Source organism: Rarobacter incanus (assembly GCF_006715765.1).
GTDB classification, from domain to species: domain Bacteria; phylum Actinomycetota; class Actinomycetes; order Actinomycetales; family Cellulomonadaceae; genus Rarobacter; species Rarobacter incanus.
Map to the genome: position 1 here is coordinate 2389301 of NZ_VFNV01000001.1, position 18523 is coordinate 2407823.

The 18523-nt window shown below is 64.1% G+C and carries 13 protein-coding genes and 3 pseudogenes; 5 read left to right on the forward strand and 11 right to left on the reverse strand.

What is annotated here, in order from left to right; genetic code table 11:
* Positions 1–2: 2 nt before the first annotated feature.
* Positions 3–2198 carry a S9 family peptidase gene (locus tag FB389_RS09905; RefSeq protein ID WP_142113204.1) on the reverse strand — a complete coding sequence of 732 codons (2196 nt, stop codon included), beginning with the start codon at positions 2196–2198 and terminating at the stop codon, positions 3–5.
* A gap of 42 nt (positions 2199–2240) precedes the next feature.
* Here FB389_RS09905 and FB389_RS09910 point away from each other — a divergent pair, with 42 nt between their 5' ends.
* Positions 2241–3170: an ATP-grasp domain-containing protein gene (locus FB389_RS09910; protein WP_170207956.1), complete on the forward strand. Its 930-nt coding sequence runs from the start codon at positions 2241–2243 to the stop codon at positions 3168–3170.
* 40 nt (positions 3171–3210) lie between these two features.
* Positions 3211–3510 carry a TetR/AcrR family transcriptional regulator gene (locus FB389_RS09915; RefSeq protein WP_142113205.1) on the forward strand — a complete coding sequence of 100 codons (300 nt, stop codon included), beginning with the start codon at positions 3211–3213 and terminating at the stop codon, positions 3508–3510.
* Between the two features lie 824 nt (positions 3511–4334).
* Here the strand turns inward: FB389_RS09915 and FB389_RS09925 are convergent.
* The 4 genes from FB389_RS09925 to FB389_RS09940 are packed head-to-tail and all read right to left on the reverse strand — an operon-like array spanning position 4335 to position 10652.
* Entirely contained in the window at positions 4335–5708 is a 1374-nt protein-coding gene (locus FB389_RS09925) for a cryptochrome/photolyase family protein (RefSeq protein ID WP_142113207.1), read from the reverse strand.
* Positions 5705–7855, reverse strand: a complete 2151-nt coding sequence (locus tag FB389_RS09930; RefSeq protein ID WP_142113735.1) for an MMPL family transporter — start codon at positions 7853–7855, stop codon at positions 5705–5707. Before FB389_RS09930 ends, FB389_RS09925 begins: the two co-directional genes overlap by 4 nt.
* Before the next feature lie 59 nt (positions 7856–7914).
* Complete coding sequence (locus tag FB389_RS09935) at positions 7915–8838, reverse strand: DUF1295 domain-containing protein (RefSeq protein ID WP_142113209.1); 924 nt, start codon at positions 8836–8838, stop codon at positions 7915–7917.
* A complete protein-coding gene (locus FB389_RS09940) occupies positions 8835–10652 on the reverse strand; it encodes an AMP-dependent synthetase/ligase (protein ID WP_246043614.1) in 1818 nt (605 codons plus the stop codon). The genes FB389_RS09935 and FB389_RS09940 overlap by 4 nt, the downstream gene beginning before the upstream one ends.
* Positions 10653–10761: 109 nt before the next feature.
* Between FB389_RS09940 and FB389_RS09945 the strand changes: the two genes are divergently transcribed.
* Both FB389_RS09945 and FB389_RS10995 read left to right on the forward strand, forming a co-directional pair.
* On the forward strand, positions 10762–11328 hold the full coding sequence (locus FB389_RS09945; protein ID WP_142113211.1) for a MarR family winged helix-turn-helix transcriptional regulator: 567 nt from the start codon (positions 10762–10764) through the stop codon (positions 11326–11328).
* A gap of 392 nt (positions 11329–11720) precedes the next feature.
* Positions 11721–12109 (forward strand): annotated as a pseudogene (locus FB389_RS10995) (TIR domain-containing protein).
* 14 nt (positions 12110–12123) lie between these two features.
* Here FB389_RS10995 and FB389_RS09955 read toward each other — a convergent pair.
* Positions 12124–13316: pseudogene (locus FB389_RS09955) on the reverse strand (IS3 family transposase).
* 70 nt (positions 13317–13386) lie between these two features.
* Here FB389_RS09955 and FB389_RS09960 point away from each other — a divergent pair.
* Positions 13387–14244 (forward strand): annotated as a pseudogene (locus FB389_RS09960) (ATP-binding protein); the annotation flags it as partial.
* Positions 14245–14354: 110 nt separating this feature from the next.
* Here FB389_RS09960 and FB389_RS09965 read toward each other — a convergent pair.
* The 5 genes from FB389_RS09965 to trxA are packed head-to-tail and all read right to left on the reverse strand — an operon-like array spanning position 14355 to position 18451.
* Complete coding sequence (locus FB389_RS09965; protein WP_142113212.1) at positions 14355–14753, reverse strand: arsenate reductase ArsC; 399 nt, start codon at positions 14751–14753, stop codon at positions 14355–14357.
* Positions 14754–14788: 35 nt separating this feature from the next.
* Positions 14789–16006: a chromate efflux transporter gene (gene chrA / locus FB389_RS09970; RefSeq protein ID WP_142113214.1), complete on the reverse strand. Its 1218-nt coding sequence runs from the start codon at positions 16004–16006 to the stop codon at positions 14789–14791.
* Positions 16003–17025 carry a metalloregulator ArsR/SmtB family transcription factor gene (locus FB389_RS09975; protein ID WP_142113216.1) on the reverse strand — a complete coding sequence of 341 codons (1023 nt, stop codon included), beginning with the start codon at positions 17023–17025 and terminating at the stop codon, positions 16003–16005. Before FB389_RS09975 ends, chrA begins: the two co-directional genes overlap by 4 nt.
* Positions 17022–18131: an ACR3 family arsenite efflux transporter gene (arsB, locus tag FB389_RS09980; protein WP_142113218.1), complete on the reverse strand. Its 1110-nt coding sequence runs from the start codon at positions 18129–18131 to the stop codon at positions 17022–17024. Before arsB ends, FB389_RS09975 begins: the two co-directional genes overlap by 4 nt.
* Positions 18128–18451: a thioredoxin gene (gene trxA, locus FB389_RS09985; RefSeq protein ID WP_142113220.1), complete on the reverse strand. Its 324-nt coding sequence runs from the start codon at positions 18449–18451 to the stop codon at positions 18128–18130. Before trxA ends, arsB begins: the two co-directional genes overlap by 4 nt.
* Positions 18452–18523 lie beyond the last annotated feature (72 nt).

The window sequence follows — 18523 nt, forward strand, 5'->3', positions numbered from 1 at the left end:
TGCTATTTGACCGGCGGGAGCGCGGTCGCGCCCAGCACATCGAGCGTCCACGCCATCTCGAAGGCGACCTCGCGCCACTTCGCGTAGCGTCCCGAAACACCCCCGTGCCCGGCTGACATTTCCGTTTTCAGCAGCACGTCGACCCCGGCCTCGCGCAGCCGCGCGGTCCACTTCGCGGGCTCCACAAAAAGCACCCGCGTGTCATTGAGCGAGGTCACCGCCAAGATACGCGGGTACCGCGCACCGTCGCGCACGTTTTCGTACGGGGTGTACGACCGCATGTATTGGTACACCTCCGGGTTGTGCAGGGGGTCGCCCCACTCGTCCCACTCGATGACGGTCAGGGGCAGCGCCGGGTCCAGGATCGATGTCAGGGCGTCCACGAACGGCACGTCCGCGACGATTCCCGCAAACAATTCGGGTGCCAGGTTCGCCACGGCGCCCATCAGCAAGCCGCCGGCGGAACCGCCTTCGGCGACCATCTTTTCGGGGACGGTCCAGCCCGCATCGACCAAGTGCCGGGCGCACGACACGAAGTCGGTGAAGGAATTCTTCTTGTTCAGCATCCGACCCTGTTCGTACCAGGCGCGACCCATTTCCCCGCCGCCGCGCACGTGCGCGATAGCGAAGATTACGCCCCGGTCCAGGCTGGACAGCCGCGCCACCGAAACGCCGGGATCCATTGACGCCTCATACGCCCCGTACCCGTAGAGCCGCAAGGGCGAGGTCCGGGCGGGGACCGGCACCCCGTCGGGGCCGATGGAGACGTTCACGGCTGATCGCTTCCACACGATCGAGATAGGCACCTCAGTGCCATCCTCCGCCCGCGCCCACAGCCGGGCCTGCCCGTAGTCGGCCGGGTCGTATCCGCCCAGGATCTCCTGCGTCTTGCGCACGTGGGGAGTCCCGGATGCGACATCCAGGTCGATGATCTGCGCCGGGGTGATAAACGATCCGAAACCGATCCGCAGAAGGGGCTGGTCGTATTCGGGGTTTGAACCAATGCCGGTGGCGGACAACTCGTCCCCGAAACTAACGGGAATCAACGTCCACGGTTCGGGGTTGGGGGACAGTGCGGCGGCGGCATCCAAGATCGCGATGCGGGGCAGTGCGCCCGACCGGTACGAGACGACCAGGTAGTCGCGGAAGATGTCCACCGCTTCGATACGTTCGCCGGTTGCGGGCGTGAGCACGCTGACCCCGCTCGCCAAGTCGATTGGTTCGCCGGTTGGCACGTCGGTGAGCACGATCTCGAAATCGGCAAAGCGCGCGTTGTGGGTGATTGCCAGCAACTCCGTGCCGTCCGGGCGCACTCCGTGCTCGATCGAATACTCCACGCCGTCGGCGCGCGGGCACACGACGATGGGATCGCAGGTGGGATCCGTTAGATCGATCAGCCGGGTTTCGGAGGTGATTTTCGACGAGGCCTCCACCACCAAGAAACGCTCAGTCCGTGTAAACCCGGTCCCCACCCAGAACCGTTCGTCTTGTTCGTGGTAGACGACCTTGTCGGTTGATGGGTCCGTGCCAACCCTGTGGCGCCACACCGTGTCGGGGCGCCACGATTCATCGACCGTCGTGTAGAAAACGTAAGAGCCATCGGGGGTGATGACGGCGTTGCCGCCGGTGTTCTCGATGACCTCGGGGAAGTGTTCGCCAGTGTTCAGGTCCTGGATTCGGACTGTGTACCGTTCGTCGCCGGTGGTGTCCGTGCCGTAGACCAAGAAGCGGCCGGTGGCGTCCAGGCTGAATGCGCCAATCGAGAAGAAATCGTGGCCCTGCGCGTGTTCGTTGGCGTCGAAGATGACCTGCTCGCCGTCCAGCGTGTTTCCGGGTTCGATGGTGGGGGGATTCCAATCGGTCGGGTCGGTGACAGGAACGCGGCACTGGGTGCCGTACTGCTTTCCTTCGGTGGTCCGCCCGAAGTACCACCACGGCCCGCTGCGAAGCGGCAACGACATGTCGGTTTCGCGGGTGCGTGACTTGATCTCGTTGAACAGGGTTTCGCGCAGCGGCGCCAGGTGGGCGGTGCGCGCGTCGGTCCAAGCGTTCTCCGCGTTCAGGTAGTCGATCGTCGCCGGGTCCTGCGCGTCGCGCAACCATTCGTAGTTGTCCACGAACGAATCGCCGTGGAACGTGCGGGTGGTGGGGCGCTTGGCTGCTACTGGTGGGGCGGTGGGAACGTTGTCGTTTGTCACGTCACCAACCGTACGACACTTGGGTGCACCTAAGATAAAGGAGTGTCGAGAAAAAGAATTGCTTTAGTAACGTGCGCCGCGCTGCCGGAGTTGGACGCCGATGACCAGCCGTTGGCCAAGGCGTTGGCGGATGCGGGCTATGACGTCAGCGTCGTTTCGTGGGATGCGGACGGGGTGGATTGGTCAGGTTTCGACCTCGCCGTCATCAGGTCGACCTGGGATTATTCAAATAGGCCTGAGGAATTCTTGGCGTGGGCCTCGTCCGTGAAGAATGTTGTCAACGCGGCCGGTGTTGTCAAGTGGAACACCGACAAGCACTACCTGAAGGACCTGGCTGGGCTGGGCGTCAAGACGATCGACACCGTCTGGCTGGACCCGCACAAGCACCTGAGCAGCCAGGCGATTCACACGCGCCTGCCCGCCTTCGGCGATTACGTGATTAAACCGACAATTTCTGCCGGCGCGCAGGACACCATCCGCTATCGCGAATCGAGCGCCGAGGCGCGCGGTAAGGCGATCCTGCACGTGCGTGAACTGTTGCGCGCGGGACGCCACGTCATGGTGCAGCGGTACCTGTCGCGGGTGGATTCGGCGGGGGAGTCCTGCCTGGTCTACATCGACGGCGTTTTTTCGCATGCGGTGCGCAAGGACGCGATGCTGCAACGCGACGTGGTGCCCGCCAAGGGGCTCTACACTCCCGAAATCATGACCGCCGCCCAAGCCACCGAGGAACAGTACCGGCTGGCCGAACAGACGATGGACAGCGCCGCGAAGCTGCTGGGGATTGAGCGCTCGCAGCTATTGTACGCGCGCGTGGACATGCTTCCCGGTGACGACGACGTGCCGCACCTGCTTGAGCTGGAGCTAACGGAGCCGTCGCTGTTCTTGGCGCAGTCGCCGGGGTCGCTGGACCGGCTGGTGCGGGCCATCCAGCACCGGCTCGCGGAGGGCGCGGCTGGCCCCGCGGCGTGATGTGGGTGCCGGCCGAGCGCGTGCGTGCCCGGCAACCGCGATGACGGTGCGCGCATTTTTCCGTGCCGCGCTCGAGGAAGAAACGATCCGCGACCGGGTGGAGAGCCTTCTTGGGGAGGGGTTAGACGCGGTCATTAGAGCGGTTATGGGGGGACGAGGGCTCCGCGTCGATCCGCCCACCGCGCGCTTGCGCGCCCAGATCGTCGCCGCACAACTGCTGGGCATCGGCATTTCGCGCTACGTCCTGAAAATCTCGCCTCTGTCCGATGTCGCGCGCGAATGGATCCTCGCGGTGGTAGAGCCGGCTGTCGCTGCCCAGCTTGGTGTTTCGCAGCGGTAGCGACCGCTTGGCCCTGCGTTCTTGAGGCCTTGTGGCGGGCATGAGCGTCCTATGGTCGTTATTTTCTGCAAGGTTGCCGATCGCCTGCCCGGCGCGTGCTCGCTGAGACGATTGTGGGCCTTGCCGGATCCAAGGGGGAGCGTTCCAGGGACGAATCGAGTGAGCGCCCCAGGCTCCGGTGAACCCTTACGGCAGTGTGGGTTGTCATCGGGTGATCCGTCGCGCTGCGGTTCGCGGAAGCAAGAATGACTGAACAACCCGAGGGATGACAGCGGATGCAAAACAATCTGCCCCTGCTCGGAAGCCAGGGGCAGATTTGCTGGGGTGGCTAAGTAGCACGTTCGGCAACTCCGCCCCCAAGACAAAAACCCTGGTCAACCGCCTGTTGCGCGGGGTCTACAAGGTGTCGGCACGGACCCAGAGTGGCGCTCCGAGGGATGTCGGGGGCCTGTTGTGAGGACTATCGAGACGGCTCAAACTTCTCTCACTGCCCCCGAAGTGGACCAACTCGTCGGCGACTACCTGGCCGGGATCGGCGTCAAGACACTGGCCAAGCGGTATGGTATCCACCGCGCCACGGTATTCTCCCACCTCCGTCGTCGCGACGTGCCGAGTCGTCGAGTGGGGCTCGGCCTCGATGAGAAGGCTGAGGCTGTGCGCCTCGCCCGGGCTGGCGTCTCGGTGCGGGCGATCAGTCGTCGGATGGGCGTTGACCGCAAGGGTGTTCGTCTCGCTCTTGTCGAGGCTGGACTGATCATGGATGACATGCCCCCTCAAGTGCAGCGCACCTGCGACAAGTCTTCCTCCGACCCGAGGTCACTGACTCACGGGCGGTTACGGACTATCTCGTAGGCGTCGAGTGCGTTGGCGCGCGTCTCCCGCAGATCGACGATGGGATCTGGATATTCGCCCGTCCGCCACTCCTCGATGTTCGCGCGAGTGTAACGATCTGCCGGATCAAACTTTGCTGCCTGAAGTTCGGGGTTGAAGACGCGGAAGTATGGGGACGAATCCGGCCCCGATCCGGCCACCCACTGCCAATTGAACGGGTTGCTGGCCGAATCTGCATCGACCAGTGTGTCCCAGAACCAACGCTCCCCTTCGCGCCAATCCACCAGGAGGTTCTTGGTGAGGAACGAGGCCGTGACCATGCGGACGCGGTTATGCATCCACCCCGTGCGCCAGAGTTCACGCATCCCGGCGTCAACCAGGCGGAAACCAGTGCGGCCCTCCTGCCACGCGGTGAGTAGGTCCGGGCGGATCGCGGGCCACGGGAAGGCATCAAATCCAGGACGCCAATTCGCCGTGGCGAGGTCCGGTGAGTGAAAGAGCGTGTGCCACGCAAACTCGCGCCAGCCCAACTCACTCAGAAAGGCCCGCACGCCCTCGGAGGCTTCCTGACGCATCACCTTCGCCGCGTGCCACGCCTGAAACGGGCTGATCTCGCCCCATCGCAGATGCGGAGACAACCGAGACGTGCCCGGCGTGCCGGGAATCTCACGATCCGACGCGTATGTGCGCAGGGATCCGTCGAAAAAGTCGGCAAGTGCCCGCTGTGCACTAGCCTCGCCGGGCCGCCACGCCGCGCGGAGTCCGCTTGCCCAGTCGGGGTGTTTGGGCAGGAGAGCAAGTTCGTCCATTTCCAAGCGGGTAACTCCCGTGAGATCTGCGGAGCGATTGATCCGCTCTGGCACGCTCAGCGGCAGTCGGGGTGGAGGCGCAGCATTGCAGGCCTTCCAGAACGGTGCGAACACCGAATAGGGATCCCCGTTCCGGGTCCGGATCATCCAGGGTTCGAAGAGCAGACTTGCCGCGAAACTCTCCACCTCGATGCCCGCAGCGCTCAAGGACGCCTTCACCTCGGTATCGACGGAACGCTCCGGGCCGCCATAACGGCGATTCCAAACCACTGCTCGCGCACCGACCTGGCCGACGATGTCCACAACCTCGGCAAGCGCGGCACCATGCCGCAGTACCAGTGGGATTCCATGGTCAGCTAGATCGGCTTGCAGCGCAGACAGGCTGTGGTGCAGCCACCATTTAGCTGCCCCTCCGAGCGGTCGGATACCCGAGGACTCCTCATCGAGGACGTAGAGCGCGATTACCGGCGCGCGCTGGTCGGCAGCGGCACACAGGGCGGGGTTGTCAGCGATCCGAAGATCATCTCGAAACCAGACCACCACGGGTGCTGAACTCACGCGAGGGCGTCCTTTCCCATTTCTGACGGTGTGGAGCCGTCACCTTTGTGAACCAGCTTCGAAGGCCACCAGATCGCCGCACCGATGTCGTAGCAGAGCGCCGGGACCAGCAGAGAACGGACGATGAAGGTGTCCAGCAGCACGCCGAACGAGACTATGAACGCAAGCTGCGCAAGGAACAGGATCGGGATCACTGCGAGTGCGGCGAACGTTGCGGCGAGGACGAGCCCCGCCGAGGTGATCACACTTCCCGTGATCTTGAGCCCACGCAGAATACCCGGGCGGGTGCCATGACGCAGCGATTCCTCGCGCACACGTGTCATCAGGAAGATGTTGTAGTCAATACCGAGGGCCACGAGGAACACAAAACCAAACAGCGGCACTCCGGGATCGGCGCCAGGGAAGCCGAGGATGTGGTTGAACACCAGCGCCGAGACGCCCAGTGCAGTACCGAAGGACAGCACCGTGCTCGCGATCAGCACGAGTGGTGCCAACAGCGATCGCAACAGCACCGCAATAATCAGAAGGGTCACGAACAGGATCAGCGGGATGATCAGGTTGCGGTCTCGGATTGATGCATCATTTGTGTCGATCGCCGTGGCGGTCACGCCACCGATCAGCGCCCCGGCAGGGGCGAGTGCCTCCCGGAGTTCCCGGACGGTCTGCTCTGCGGCGGCCGAATCGGGAGCCTCAGCCAAGGTCGCCTGGAGCAGGACCGCACCGTCGACGACCGTGGGCTCGGGTGCGGGAGTTCCAGGCGGTCCGAGTGCCTGAATGCCATCGGCCGTGACAGGCGCGATGCCGCTCGGTGAATCCGCAGCCACGATACTCACATCACTTACTCCAGAGTGGTCCAGCATCACATCGGTCGCCATCTGTAGTTGCTCCTCAGGGACCACCACGAGGGCAGGTGCCCCTGAGCCGCCCGGGAAATGTTCGCCGAGCAAGACTTGACCATCTCGGGACTGTGACTGGCCAAGCACAAGATCGGATTGGGCCACACCCGTTGCATTGAACCCCGTGGCAGCGAAAACACCAAGCGCGAGCAGTGCCGTCGGAGCAATCCAGATCGGTCGAGACTTGTTCGCAATCGTCCGCCCAAGTCGCGCCCAGAACCCGGTGGTGTGGACGCCCTGCTCGACAGCCACGACATCGGGCTCATATTGTGGCCGGCGCGGCCAGAACGCCAAGCGGCCGAGGATCAGCAACAACGAGGGCAGCAAGGTGAGCGCCGAGAGCATCGCAAAGATGATGCCGACGGCGGCCACTGGACCAAGTGTGCTGTTGGACTTCAGATCGCTGAGCAAGAGACACAGGAGACCTGCGATGACCGTGCCTCCCGATGCGAGGATCGGTTCGAGGGAACCTCGCACGGCCCGAGTCGTGGCTGCCCAGTTTGTGAGCTCGCTACGGAGTGCCTCACGGAATCGGGACACGTACAGCAGCGAGTAATCGGTGGCCGCGCCAATCACGAGAATGAACAGGATGCCTTGAGTCTGGCCGCTCAGGAGGAAGACTCCCGCCTTAGCAAGCCACCACACGCACAGGAGTGCCACACATAACGCGAACAAGCTGGTGGAAAGAACCACAAGCGGAAGCAGCGCGGAGCGATAGACCGCGATCAGGATGAGGAACACCGCGCCCAGCGCCACGCCGAGCAGGAGACCGTCGATTCCTGTGAAGGCCTCGAGCAGATCGGCGGTGAAGCCGGCTGGCCCGGTAACGTGAACCTGCACGCCCTCCGGAACCCTGTCTTGGAGTCCCTGACTCAGTTCGGCCACGACGTTGCCGATCTCGGCGTCCGGTTCGATTGGCACGAAGACCTGTACCGCCCGGCCGTCGTCGGACGGGATCGCTGGGGAGACCTCCTCCGCCACGCCCGCCACGGCAGGTAGACCGGTGATCTGGGCGGCGATCTCCTCGAGTTGCGCCTCGCTCAGAACCTGCTCGGAGGTGAACACCACGATTGCCGGAATCGCGTTCGATTCGCTGAACTCACCCCGAAGCTGTTGAACCTTGGTCGCCTCGGCGGAGGCAGGCAGGTAGTTCGCCTGCTCGTTCGAGGAGACCTCATCGATCCGGCCGAAGTACGGTCCCCCGAGCGCTGCGCCTATGACCCATATGACGATCAGGAATGACGGCCACAGTACCCGAATCCAGCGTCGCCCGTCGCGGGGGTGGGCCTCACTGTGAAGGGGGCGCCCGATCACAGCTGCTCACTTCCGGCGGCACGAGGAGGCAGAGGCACCAGAACCGAGGTGCGCGCCTTGTACGCCTGGTATGCGGCCTTATCTCCCCAGTACCCGTCAGCTTTACTCTCCAACAGCGGGATCCCGCTGATCTGCGTGAGCAGCACGATCACGAAGATCGGCGAGATCAGAGTGGCGTACTGCCAGCCGCTGAGAGCCGGGATCGCAGCGATGGCGATGCCCATCCACAGCACGATCTCGCCGAAATAGTTGGGGTGGCGAGACCAGGCCCACAGCCCTGTGCGAATGAACTCGTCCTTGTTGGTCGGCTCGGCACGGAAGCGGCTCTTCTGCAGATCCGCCACAATCTCGAAGACGAATCCGGCGAGCCACAGCAGCATGCCGACGACGGTGAGAACACCCAGGGTGGGCCGCTCGGCTGCGGTGATGGCCGCCAAGGCAGCGGAGAGCGTGATCGCGACCCAGAGGGCTTGGATGATCCAGACGGTCAGGAAGCGTGGGAAGTCCGGCTTGATGTCATCGAATCGATCATCGGAGCCGGAGCGGCGAACGCGCATGAAGAGAAACGATCCGAGCCGCAGCGCCCACAGTGTCACCGCACCAGCCAGGAGCAATGAGACAGCATCGGTGTGGCCACTGAGCGCAACGCCGCCGATCGCTGCGGTGATGTACGTGAGGCTTCCGGCTAGGTCGAAGAACGTCTCCGTTTGATTCAGCCAGGCTGGGATGAAAGCGATGATCTGGACGAGGAAGATCCAGGCCACCACGAGCGCAAAGACGGGCAGACCCATCACCTCGGTGCCCTGGCGGGATCCGGCTGCGGCGATGCCGGCACCGAGCGCCACGACGAGCAGGAGGATTGCTGCTGATACGGCTGGCTTCTTCTTCGCCCCTTGGGCGTCGCCGGACGATGCAGTCATGATTGGTTCTCTCCTTGGTACAGCTGGTGGACATGGTGTGCAACCGTGTTCAGGAACTCGGTACGGCGAAGTTTGAGCGTCGGAGTCAAGGTCCGATCGTCCTCGGAGGGCACCGCCATTAGCACGATGAACCGGCGCACTTGCTCGGCGCGCGAGACGGCCGCGTTCGCGCCGTCGACGGTGCGCTGGATGTGCGCCCGGATAGCCTCGTCATCGATGCGGATTCCGTCGCGCGTTGTCGGTGCCGCCTCCAGCTGTTGTGCGAGTTCGGCGGAGCCGCGCCTGCGCGCCCACGCGGCCGCCTTTTCGGCATCGAGCAAAATCACCGCTGCGGCATACGGCTTACCTTCGCCCAGCATGATCGCCTCAGAGACGATCGGGTCTGTCGCGACCACGGCCTCCCACGGTTCCGGGGCAATGTTCTTGCCACTCGCCGTCACGATGATGTTCTTCAGCCGGCCCTGGATATACAGGAAGCCGTCCTGATCTAAGCGCCCAACGTCCCCGGTGCGGTAGAAGCCATCGGTGTAAGACTCGCCGTCGTCCTTGGGATTCAGGTAGCCCGGGCTCACGCCGACACCGCGCACCAGCACCTCACCCTCATCCGAGATGCGCACGCTCGAACCAGGAATCGGAATACCCACAGATCCCGCCCGCATCGTTCCAGGCCGGTTTCCCGTAATTGGGGCGGTGGTCTCGGTGAGGCCGTAACCCTCAATCACGGGAATACCGACGCCGCGAAAAAAATTCCCGAGAGAAGGATCCAAGGCAGACGCGCCTGATAGCAGGTAATCGACGCGCCCACCCATGAGAGCTCGCAAGCGGCCATAGAAGAGCCGCTCGAAGAGTCTGTGCCTCAGCACGAGCCAGCGGGACGGCCTAAGGTCTGGTTGATATTGGGTTCGTTCGAGATGCTCACCCCAGGCGATAGCGGTGCGATCCGCCACGGCGAAAACAGACCCGACCTTGCTCTCCTGGGCCTTGGCGCGTGCCGCCACGCGAATCTTCTCAAGGATTCGCGGAACCACCACCATGAAGGTGGGGCGAACCTCACCCATCGCCGCAACCGCTGATTTTGGGTCACCCACGTGAACGATCTTCATCCCCGCATAGACCGAGACGAGCTGAAGCCCTTGGGCGAGCACGTGGGCCAGCGGCAACAGGATGATCGTGGTGGCCCGATCATGAACCACCTCGCCGTATGCCTGCGTAACCTGCACCACCAGCCGCACGAAGTTGCCGTGAGTGATTCGCACTCCCTTCTGCCGGCCCGTGGTTCCGGAGGTGAAGACGATGCTCGCCAGGTCATCGGGGCCCGCGAGCTGCTCGCGGCGTTCGATCTCCACTTCATCAACACCGTCACCGAGTCGCTCCAGCGCCGCGAGATCATGGCCGGGGTTGGCATCGAAGGTCCAGACGGCAATGCCTGGGAGCGCGTGTGCGAGCACATCCCGATGCGAATCATCTGAGGCAAACGCAACCCGAACCCCGCACTCGCTCACGATGCGCTCGACCTGAGGAATAGACGCGGTCTCATAAATCGGGACGACGACACCTCCGGCCGCCCATATGGCGAAATCCGCTAGAGCCCATTCGTAACACGTCTCGGACATGATGGCGACACGATCACCCGGCTTAACACCCGCTGCGATCAGTCCTCCCGCCAGATCGTGGACCTGCTCCCGAAACCGCGCGATCGTCACGTCATGGACCTCGCCGTCGATCCACCGCGCAAACGCGACGTGATCGGGGTTGATAGCTGCTCTGGCCCCCAGTAGATCGGGAACGGAACGTAGATCGGTTCGTTCCGCCATTAGAGCGATGGTGGTCTCGCGCATCATGCTCTCATCTCTTCATCGCACATATATTGCTTGGCTATTTACTAGATTAGCATGCTACATGCCTGCGTGCTATTGTTGCCAGATGCGTGGATCATCGCAGGAGGACGAGGCTAGCCAGAGTCTCTACAGCGTCGAATCCAGTGACCCCCAGAGCCAACTTGTGGATCGCTCCAAACTTTCCGACGACGATGTGGCTCAGATCAACCAGTTGATGGCCGCGATGGCACAGTTGCGCAGAGCAGAGGATGCACTCTCAGAGGCCTCAACGCGCTACATGAAACTGAACAAGACCGACATGCGCGCCCTGCACTATCTGATCGTGTGCCTGCACCGAGACCAGATCGCTATGCCCGCAGACCTCGCCATCCACCTCGGCATCACCACCGCCTCAACAACGAAACTGCTCGACAGGCTCGCCAAGGGCGGCCACATCACTCGAGAGCCGCACCCGTCCGACCGGCGAGCGCTCAGCGTTCGCATCACACCAGGGACATATCGATCCGCTATGGACACTGTGGGCCGTCAACAGGCGAAACGATTCTCAGCCGCTGCACAACGTACTCGCGAAGAGCGAGCGGTGATTATTTCGTTTCTCGAAGACACTGCACGTGAATTATCGGATACCACACAGGTGTGGCCCACGCTGTAGCACGCTCACCTGCGGGACGGCTATGACCACGGTTTGGAGTGGGATAGTCGAACTGCGAGGAGGATGTGGCCACCTGAAGAGCGATGACGTGGTCTCGCATGTACTCACTGCTGCGCGGGATTCCGGTGGGGAAGGTCACTGAGAATCGCCGGATCCATCGGGCGGCGGTCACCGCACATCTTTGTCCTGGCGGGGTTCCAGCACGTGCCGCGCGGGGCCTGACTGCACGCTAATGCGCATGCCAGTAAGCCTGTCACTGGCTCCCGTAGGCTTTGAGTGACGGCACGAGAGTGGCTCGACCGCAGATGACGGGAGAGTCCAGCATGGCCAAGTCAGTCTTCTACAGCTTCCACTACGACCGTGACGCGTGGCGAGTGCAGCAGATCATCCAGATGGGTGCATTGGAAGGCCAGCCCATTTTCAATGCGCAGCAGTGGGAGGAAGTCAAGCGCAAGGGCGACGCGGCCATCGAGAAGTGGATCGCTGACCAGATGGCGTACAAGTCGGCGGTCGTAGTCGTGATCGGCGCTCAGAGCGCCAGCCGCCATGGGTTCGCCATGAGATCGCATATGCGTGGGATAACCACAAGCCGCTGGTCGGCATCCGCATTCACGGGCTGGCCGACCGCAACGGAAACACCGACTTATATGGGGAGAACCCGTTCAGCAAGGTCTCGCTCAAGGGAGGCGGCACAGTCGGAGACTACGTTCCCGTCTACAACCCCAACGGCTCGAACGGCCAGGCCATCTACGCCGATCTCGAGGGACTGCTGCACGGATAGGTGACAGGTTGTAGTCACGCCGCCAGTGCGGCGGTCGTGTTCATGATGGTCTCGAACTCGATGGGCGTCAAACGGCTCAAGCGCCGCTGGCGACGTCGGCGGTGGTAGGTCCGCTCGATTCAGGTCACGATCGCGATGCGCAACTGCTCACGGGTGGACCACGAGCGGCGGTCGAGGACGTTTTTCTGCAGCAGCGCGAAGAATGATTCCATCGCGGCGTTGTCTCCGCTGGAGCGGACTCTTCCCATGGACCCGATCATGCGGTGACGGGTCAGCGCGCGCAGGAATTTCCTGCTTCGGAATTGAGATCCTCGGTCCGAATGGACCACGCAGCCGGCGACGTCACCGCGCATGGCGACAGCGTTCTCGAGGGCTTGGACGGCCAGCCTGGACTTCATTCTGGAGTCCACCGAGTACCTGACGATCCGGCTGCTGAACGCGTCTTTGATCGCGCAACAGTAGAGCTTGCCCTCCGCGGTCTTGTGCTCCGTGATGTCCACGAGCCAGAGTTCGTTCGGCGCGTCGGCGGCGAACACGTGCCGGGTCCTGCCGTGCTCGTCGGTGACCGCGCAGAGGTCGTCGTGGACGGGAGGGCCAGGCTTACGACCGCCCCGGCCGCGCTGCTTCCCCAACGCGCTCCACCAGCCGTTGCTCGCGGCGATCCGCCACGCGGTCCGGTCCGACATTGCTTCGCCCGCATCACGGGCCTCGTCGGCGAGGAGCCGGTGTCCGAACTCCGGGTCATCACGGTGCGCGTCGAACAGGGCGTTCGCGCGATGCGCCTCGTCGAGCTCCCGATCCGTGACCCGGTGCGCAAGCCAGCGCTTGCAGGGCTGGCGGGAGAGCTTGAGGACCCGACACGTCACCGCGACGGGGACTCCGTCAGCGGCGAGCTCTTTTACGAACGGGTAACTCATTTTCCCGGCAGGTTCGCCTGCGACAGATACGCCGCCGCCCGCCAAAGGACCTCGTTCTCCTGCTCGAGGAGTCGGATCCGCTTGCGCGCCTCACGCAGCTCAGCGCCCTCCACACGGGACTGGCCAGGCTTCGCGCCCTCGTCGAGGTCAACGCGACGCAGCCACTTCTGCAACGTCATCGGGTGGACCCCGAAGCCTTATCCGATCTGCTCGATCGCCACTCCAGGCTCACGGTTGCGGGCGACGCGCACGACGTCATCACGGAACTCGGACGGGTAGGGCTTAGGCACGATGCCATCCTTCCAGGCCCACACCTCGGGCGAGCCAGATCAGATGTCACCTATCCGTGCAGCAGTCCCCACCGTCGCTTCACGCCGCCGGGATCTCATTGGTGCGCTCGCGGAGACGGTGCTTGACCGGCCGCTGACCCCGCTGGAGCACACGGCGATCGATACGGCGTTGACGGAGACGGTGGCGCAAAACGATGTGCCGATTCTGCCGATGGTCGTGGACCGAGTCCTCAACCCGAGCCAGGCTGTGGACCCGGAGCACCGTCTCGCCGAGGATGGCCGACTCGTCGGTCATGCGCTGCGTCGCCTCGTTGCCGGTGACCTGGCCGGGCTCTTCGATGGGCCCTCGACGGTGACGTTCGATCCGAGCCTGCTGATGATCTCCCTGGATCTGTCGCGGGTGGCGGAGAACTCGACGCTGATCTCGGTGTTGATGACGTGTTCGTCGGCACGGATGGAGTCGGTGCCGCTGGACCCGAACGGCGGGCAGCGGTGGTGCATCTACGACGAGGCCTGGCGGCTCATGCAGCACCCGGCCGTGCCGCGCCGGATGGACGTTTACTGGCGTCTTGCTCGTGCGTACGGGATCGCGAACATGCTCATCTTCCACAAGCTCACCGACCTCGAAAACGTCGGCGACCAAGGCTCCGCGCTGCGTTCCCTGGCGAACAGCCTGCTCGCGAATGCGGAGACCCGGATCATCTACCGGCAGGAGACCGGCCAGCTCGGCGTCACCGCCGATGCTCTCGGCCTCACTGGCACGGAGCGGAAGCTCCTCCCGGGGCTCGGCGTTGGGCAGGGGCTGTGGCGAATCAAGGACCGCTCGTTCGTGTGCCAGCACCAGCTGCATCGGTCGGAGCTGGAGCTCTTCGACACGACTGGACTCATGAATGGTGAAACCCGCAAGCTCAGGATTCCTGAAGGCTAGTTCGATGGAAGAGGCGGGTTCAGCGTGCGCTTTCGGGAGTCTGGGGTTGCATGTTCCGCGAACATGCAACCCCACTTGCACTCACGTCCGCATTCCCTTCGACGTTGTATTCAGTCGAGCAGCTCGGCGATGAGTGCCTCGACACGGTTCTTGATCTCGTCGCGGATGGGGCGGACGGCGTCGATGCCCTGCCCTGCGGGGTCGTCGAGTTTCCAGTCCTCGTAGCGTTTACCTGGGAAGAACGGGCAGGCGTCGCCGCATCCCATCGTGATGACGACGTCGGAGGCCTGCACGGCCTCAGTCGTGATCACCTTGGGTGTTTCGCTGCGGATGTCGATTCCTTCTTCGAACATGGCGTCAACGGCGATGGGGTTGATCTGTTCGGCGGGGATCGATCCGGCCGAGCGCACTTCGATGCGTCCGGCGGCGAGGTGACGGAGATAGCCTGCGGCCATCTGGGAGCGTCCGGCGTTATGTACGCAGACAAATAAGACAGAAGGTGTGGACATGAGGGTTCTCACTTTCGATTTTGACGGGCGGCAGGTTAGGTAAGTGCTGTGACGAGGATGCCGCCTGCGGCTCCGACGATCACGACGATCCAGGGCGGTAGCTTCCATGCGACGAGCAGCACGAAGCAGATCAGCGCCAGCGCGAACGCGGGCGGGGTGAGGATCGCGGTGGTGAACACGGGCGTGTAGAGGGCGGCGGCGAGGATGCCGACGACCGCCGCGTTCGCGCCGCGCATGACCGCCTGCACCCACCCATGGTGCTGTAGCCGGTTCCAGAAAGGCAGCACCCCGACCAGGAGCAGGAAGCCAGGCAGGAAGATCCCGGCCAGCGCGATGCTCGCCCCCGCAACCCCACCCGGACCGACGGACGAGACAGCGCCGAGGAACGAGGCGAGGGTGAACAGCGGACCGGGCACGGCCTGGGCGGCACCGTATCCGGCGAGGAAGTCCGCGTTCGAGACCCAGCCGGGATCGACGACGCCGGATTGCAAGAGCGGAAGCACGACGTGACCTCCGCCGAACACGAGCGCCCCGGCCCTCGCGAACGCATCAAACAGGGCGACGCCACCGTTCCCGGTGACAGCAGCGAGCATCGGCATCCCGGCCAGGATCGCGACGAACAGGGCGAGCGCGGTGATCCCTGCGACCCGGGCCACCGGGAACCGCACCGCCGTCGCCGTGTTCGTGGCGGGTGCGCGGCAGACGAAGTATCCGGCGATCCCGCCGAGGACGATCGCGAGGATTTGGCCGAGCGATCCGGCCAGCAGCAGCGCGGCGAGGGCAGCAACGGCGGCTATCGCTGCGCGCTGCCGGTCCGGGGTAAGTGTTTTCGCCATGCCAAGGACGGCCTGGGCGACGATCGCGACCGCGACAGTTTTCAGCCCGGCGAGGATACCTTGCCCGATGGGGCCGGTGAACAGGGACGCGCCGGACGCGAAGGTGAGCATGAGGGCCGCAGACGGGAGCGTGAATGCGATGAAGGCGGCCAGCGCGCCCCGGTATCCGGCGCGGTGCAGGCCGATGCCGAAGCCGACCTGGCTCGAGGCAGGGCCGGGCAGGAACTGGCACAGCGCGACCAGGTTGGCGTAGGCGCGGTCGTCCATCCAGCGTCGGCGTTCGACGATCTCGGTGCGGAAGTAGCCCAGGTGTGCGATCGGCCCGCCGAACGAGGTCAGTCCGAGCCGCAGGAAGACGCGGAACACTTCCCACGCTGAGGCATGTCCGGGAGTGGGAGCCTTCTTCTCGCCTGTCATGGGCTGCCACCGTCGACGTGGACGTGCAGATCGGTGAGAAGACCGCGAACGCGGGCTTCGATGTCGTCGCGGATCGCGGCAATGCCTACTTCGGAGGCGAGGGCGGGGTCGCCGACGGCCCAGTCTTCGTATCGAACGCCGGGGATGATCGGGCACACATCCCCGCACCCCATGGTCACGACGACATCGGCGGCGCGCACCGCATCGTCGGTGAGTGGTTTCGGGAACGCCTCGGCCGCGTCGCGGTTGCCTCCGATCTCCGCGAGCAGGGATCGCACATGCGGGTGCACGTCAGCGGCGGGGGTCGACCCGGCAGAGCGGGCGATGATACGACCGCCTGCGAGCTGGTTCACGATCGCGGCGGCGAGCTGGGACCGTCCCGCGTTCGCGACGCACACGAACAGCACCTGCGGCACCCCAGACTCTCGATCCCGCGTAAGGTCAGCCAGGCGCTGACGGGCGAAGCGTTCGGTGAGCGGGATCATGTGCTGGGTGAGCTTCGCTGACCGCACGAGGCCCGCGTAGGACTCGCGGACGATCGCGACCACGAGATCGCGGTTCAGGCCGGTGAGTTCATCGGCGAGTTCTTCTGCGAGCCGGGTCAGGCGGGCATCCATCGTTCGGAGTGCTTCGGCACGATCCTCGGCCTCGACCTGCACGTCAGTGACGGCAGCTGGCGCGAACGTGTCGAGAAGGGCGGTGACGGCGCTGCGGCGTTCGGGGACGATCCGGTAGTACACCCAGGTGCCGCGCCGTTCGGAGGCGAGCATGCCCGTCTCCTTCATTACTTTCAGGTGGTGCGAGATCGTGGGCTGGGATACGTCGGCGAGTTCTGCGAGATCGCACACGCAGGCTTCCCCGCGCGGGTCGGTCGCGATCGCCGACAGCATCCGAAGCCGGAGTGGATCGGAGAGCGATTTCAGCACGGTCGCGACCGTGGTCGCCGCTTCGGTGCCGATGGCGTGCGTCGCCGACGGCCTGCACTCGGCAGGATCGGTGAGGAGGTTTGTGGTGGTCATGCGATCTGCTCCTTCACGGCAGGAACTGGGGCGTAGGGATTGGTGTGGAACCAGGCGCGTGCCGCCCAGAGCGAGACATAGACCAGACCGACCAAGACGGGCACCTCGATCAGCGGACCGACGACCCCCGCGAGCGCCTGCCCGGAGGTCGCACCGAAGGTGCCGATCGCGACGGCGATCGCGAGCTCGAAGTTGTTCCCGGCGGCGGTGAACGCGAGCGTCGCCGACCGCGCATACCCAAGGCCGAGGCCACGTCCGAGGAGCAGGCCTACGAACCACATGATGGCGAAGTACGCCAGCAGCGGCAGCGCGATCCGGGCGACATCCCACGGCTGGTTCGTGATCGCCTCACCCTGCAACGCGAACAGCAGCACGATCGTGAACAACAGGCCATACAAGGCGAACGGCCCCACCCTGGGGATGAACTTCTCCTCGTACCAGTCACGCCCCTTGCGCTTCTCACCGATCCACCGCGACGCGAACCCCGCGACGAGCGGGATACCGAGGAACACAAGCACGTTCACAGCGATCTGCCCGACCGAGACATTCAAACCTTGGGTATCGAGGCCGAGCCAGCCGGGGAGAACAGTGAGGTAGAACCAGCCCAGCAGAGAGAATGCGACGACCTGGAAAACCGAGTTGATAGCGACGAGGATCGCGGTCGCCTCCCGATCACCGCAGGCGAGGTCGTTCCAGATCACCACCATCGCGATACACCGGGCGAGACCCACGATGATCAGGCCGGTACGGTACTCGGGTAGATCCGGCAGGAACAGCCACGCGAGCGCGAACATCACCGCCGGTCCCACGAGCCAGTTCAGGATCAACGAGGAGACGAGCAGCTTCTTGTCGCCTGTGACGGACGCGACGCGGTCGTAGCGGACCTTCGCGAGCACCGGGTACATCATCACCAGCAGGCCGAGGCCGATCGGGATCGAGATGCCGCCGACTTCCATGTGCGCGAGCACGTCAGAGAGGGCAGGGATGAAGCGCCCAAGCAGGAGGCCCGCGATCATCGCGAGACCGATCCAGAGCGGCAGCCACCGATCCAGGGTCGAGAGCCGCGCCCGTGTTGCGGTCGTCGCGGAGGCAGTCGGAGCGGTCATGCGAGGAGCGCTTCGATCTTGGCGGCGATCACGGGCTTGGGGTGCGCGCCGATCAGCACGTCCTGACGGGTGCCGTCCTGGTAGAAGCCGAGGGTCGGGATCGAGGTGACCCCAGCGGCGGTGACGGCTTCGGGGTTCTGGTCGGCGTCGGTCTTCACGAACTTCACCCGGCCCGCGTACTCGTCTGCGAGCTGGGCGAGGATCGGCGCGATGGCCGTGCACGGCCCACACCATGCCGCCCAGAGGTCCACCACGACCGGCAGTTCTGCGGCTTCGACCTGATCATGGAAGGTTGCATCCGTTACTGCTTGTATCGACATAGTTCTATATTCATTGATTTCGAATCAGAACACAACTTGTGATCGAGCAAGAGCGACGCTGTTCACTCAGGT

Coding starts and splice junctions, on each gene's coding strand:
- FB389_RS09915 (WP_142113205.1), top strand. CDS start 3,211: ATGACGGTGCGCGCATTTTTCCGTGCCGCGCTCGAGGAAGAAACGATC.
- FB389_RS09965 (WP_142113212.1), bottom strand. CDS start 14,753: ATGTCCACACCTTCTGTCTTATTTGTCTGCGTACATAACGCCGGACGC.
- FB389_RS09945 (WP_142113211.1), top strand. CDS start 10,762: ATGCGTGGATCATCGCAGGAGGACGAGGCTAGCCAGAGTCTCTACAGC.
- trxA (WP_142113220.1), bottom strand. CDS start 18,451: ATGTCGATACAAGCAGTAACGGATGCAACCTTCCATGATCAGGTCGAA.
- FB389_RS09935 (WP_142113209.1), bottom strand. CDS start 8,838: ATGACTGCATCGTCCGGCGACGCCCAAGGGGCGAAGAAGAAGCCAGCC.
- FB389_RS09975 (WP_142113216.1), bottom strand. CDS start 17,025: ATGACCACCACAAACCTCCTCACCGATCCTGCCGAGTGCAGGCCGTCG.
- chrA (WP_142113214.1), bottom strand. CDS start 16,006: ATGACAGGCGAGAAGAAGGCTCCCACTCCCGGACATGCCTCAGCGTGG.
- FB389_RS09940 (WP_246043614.1), bottom strand. CDS start 10,652: ATGGCGGAACGAACCGATCTACGTTCCGTTCCCGATCTACTGGGGGCC.
- arsB (WP_142113218.1), bottom strand. CDS start 18,131: ATGACCGCTCCGACTGCCTCCGCGACGACCGCAACACGGGCGCGGCTC.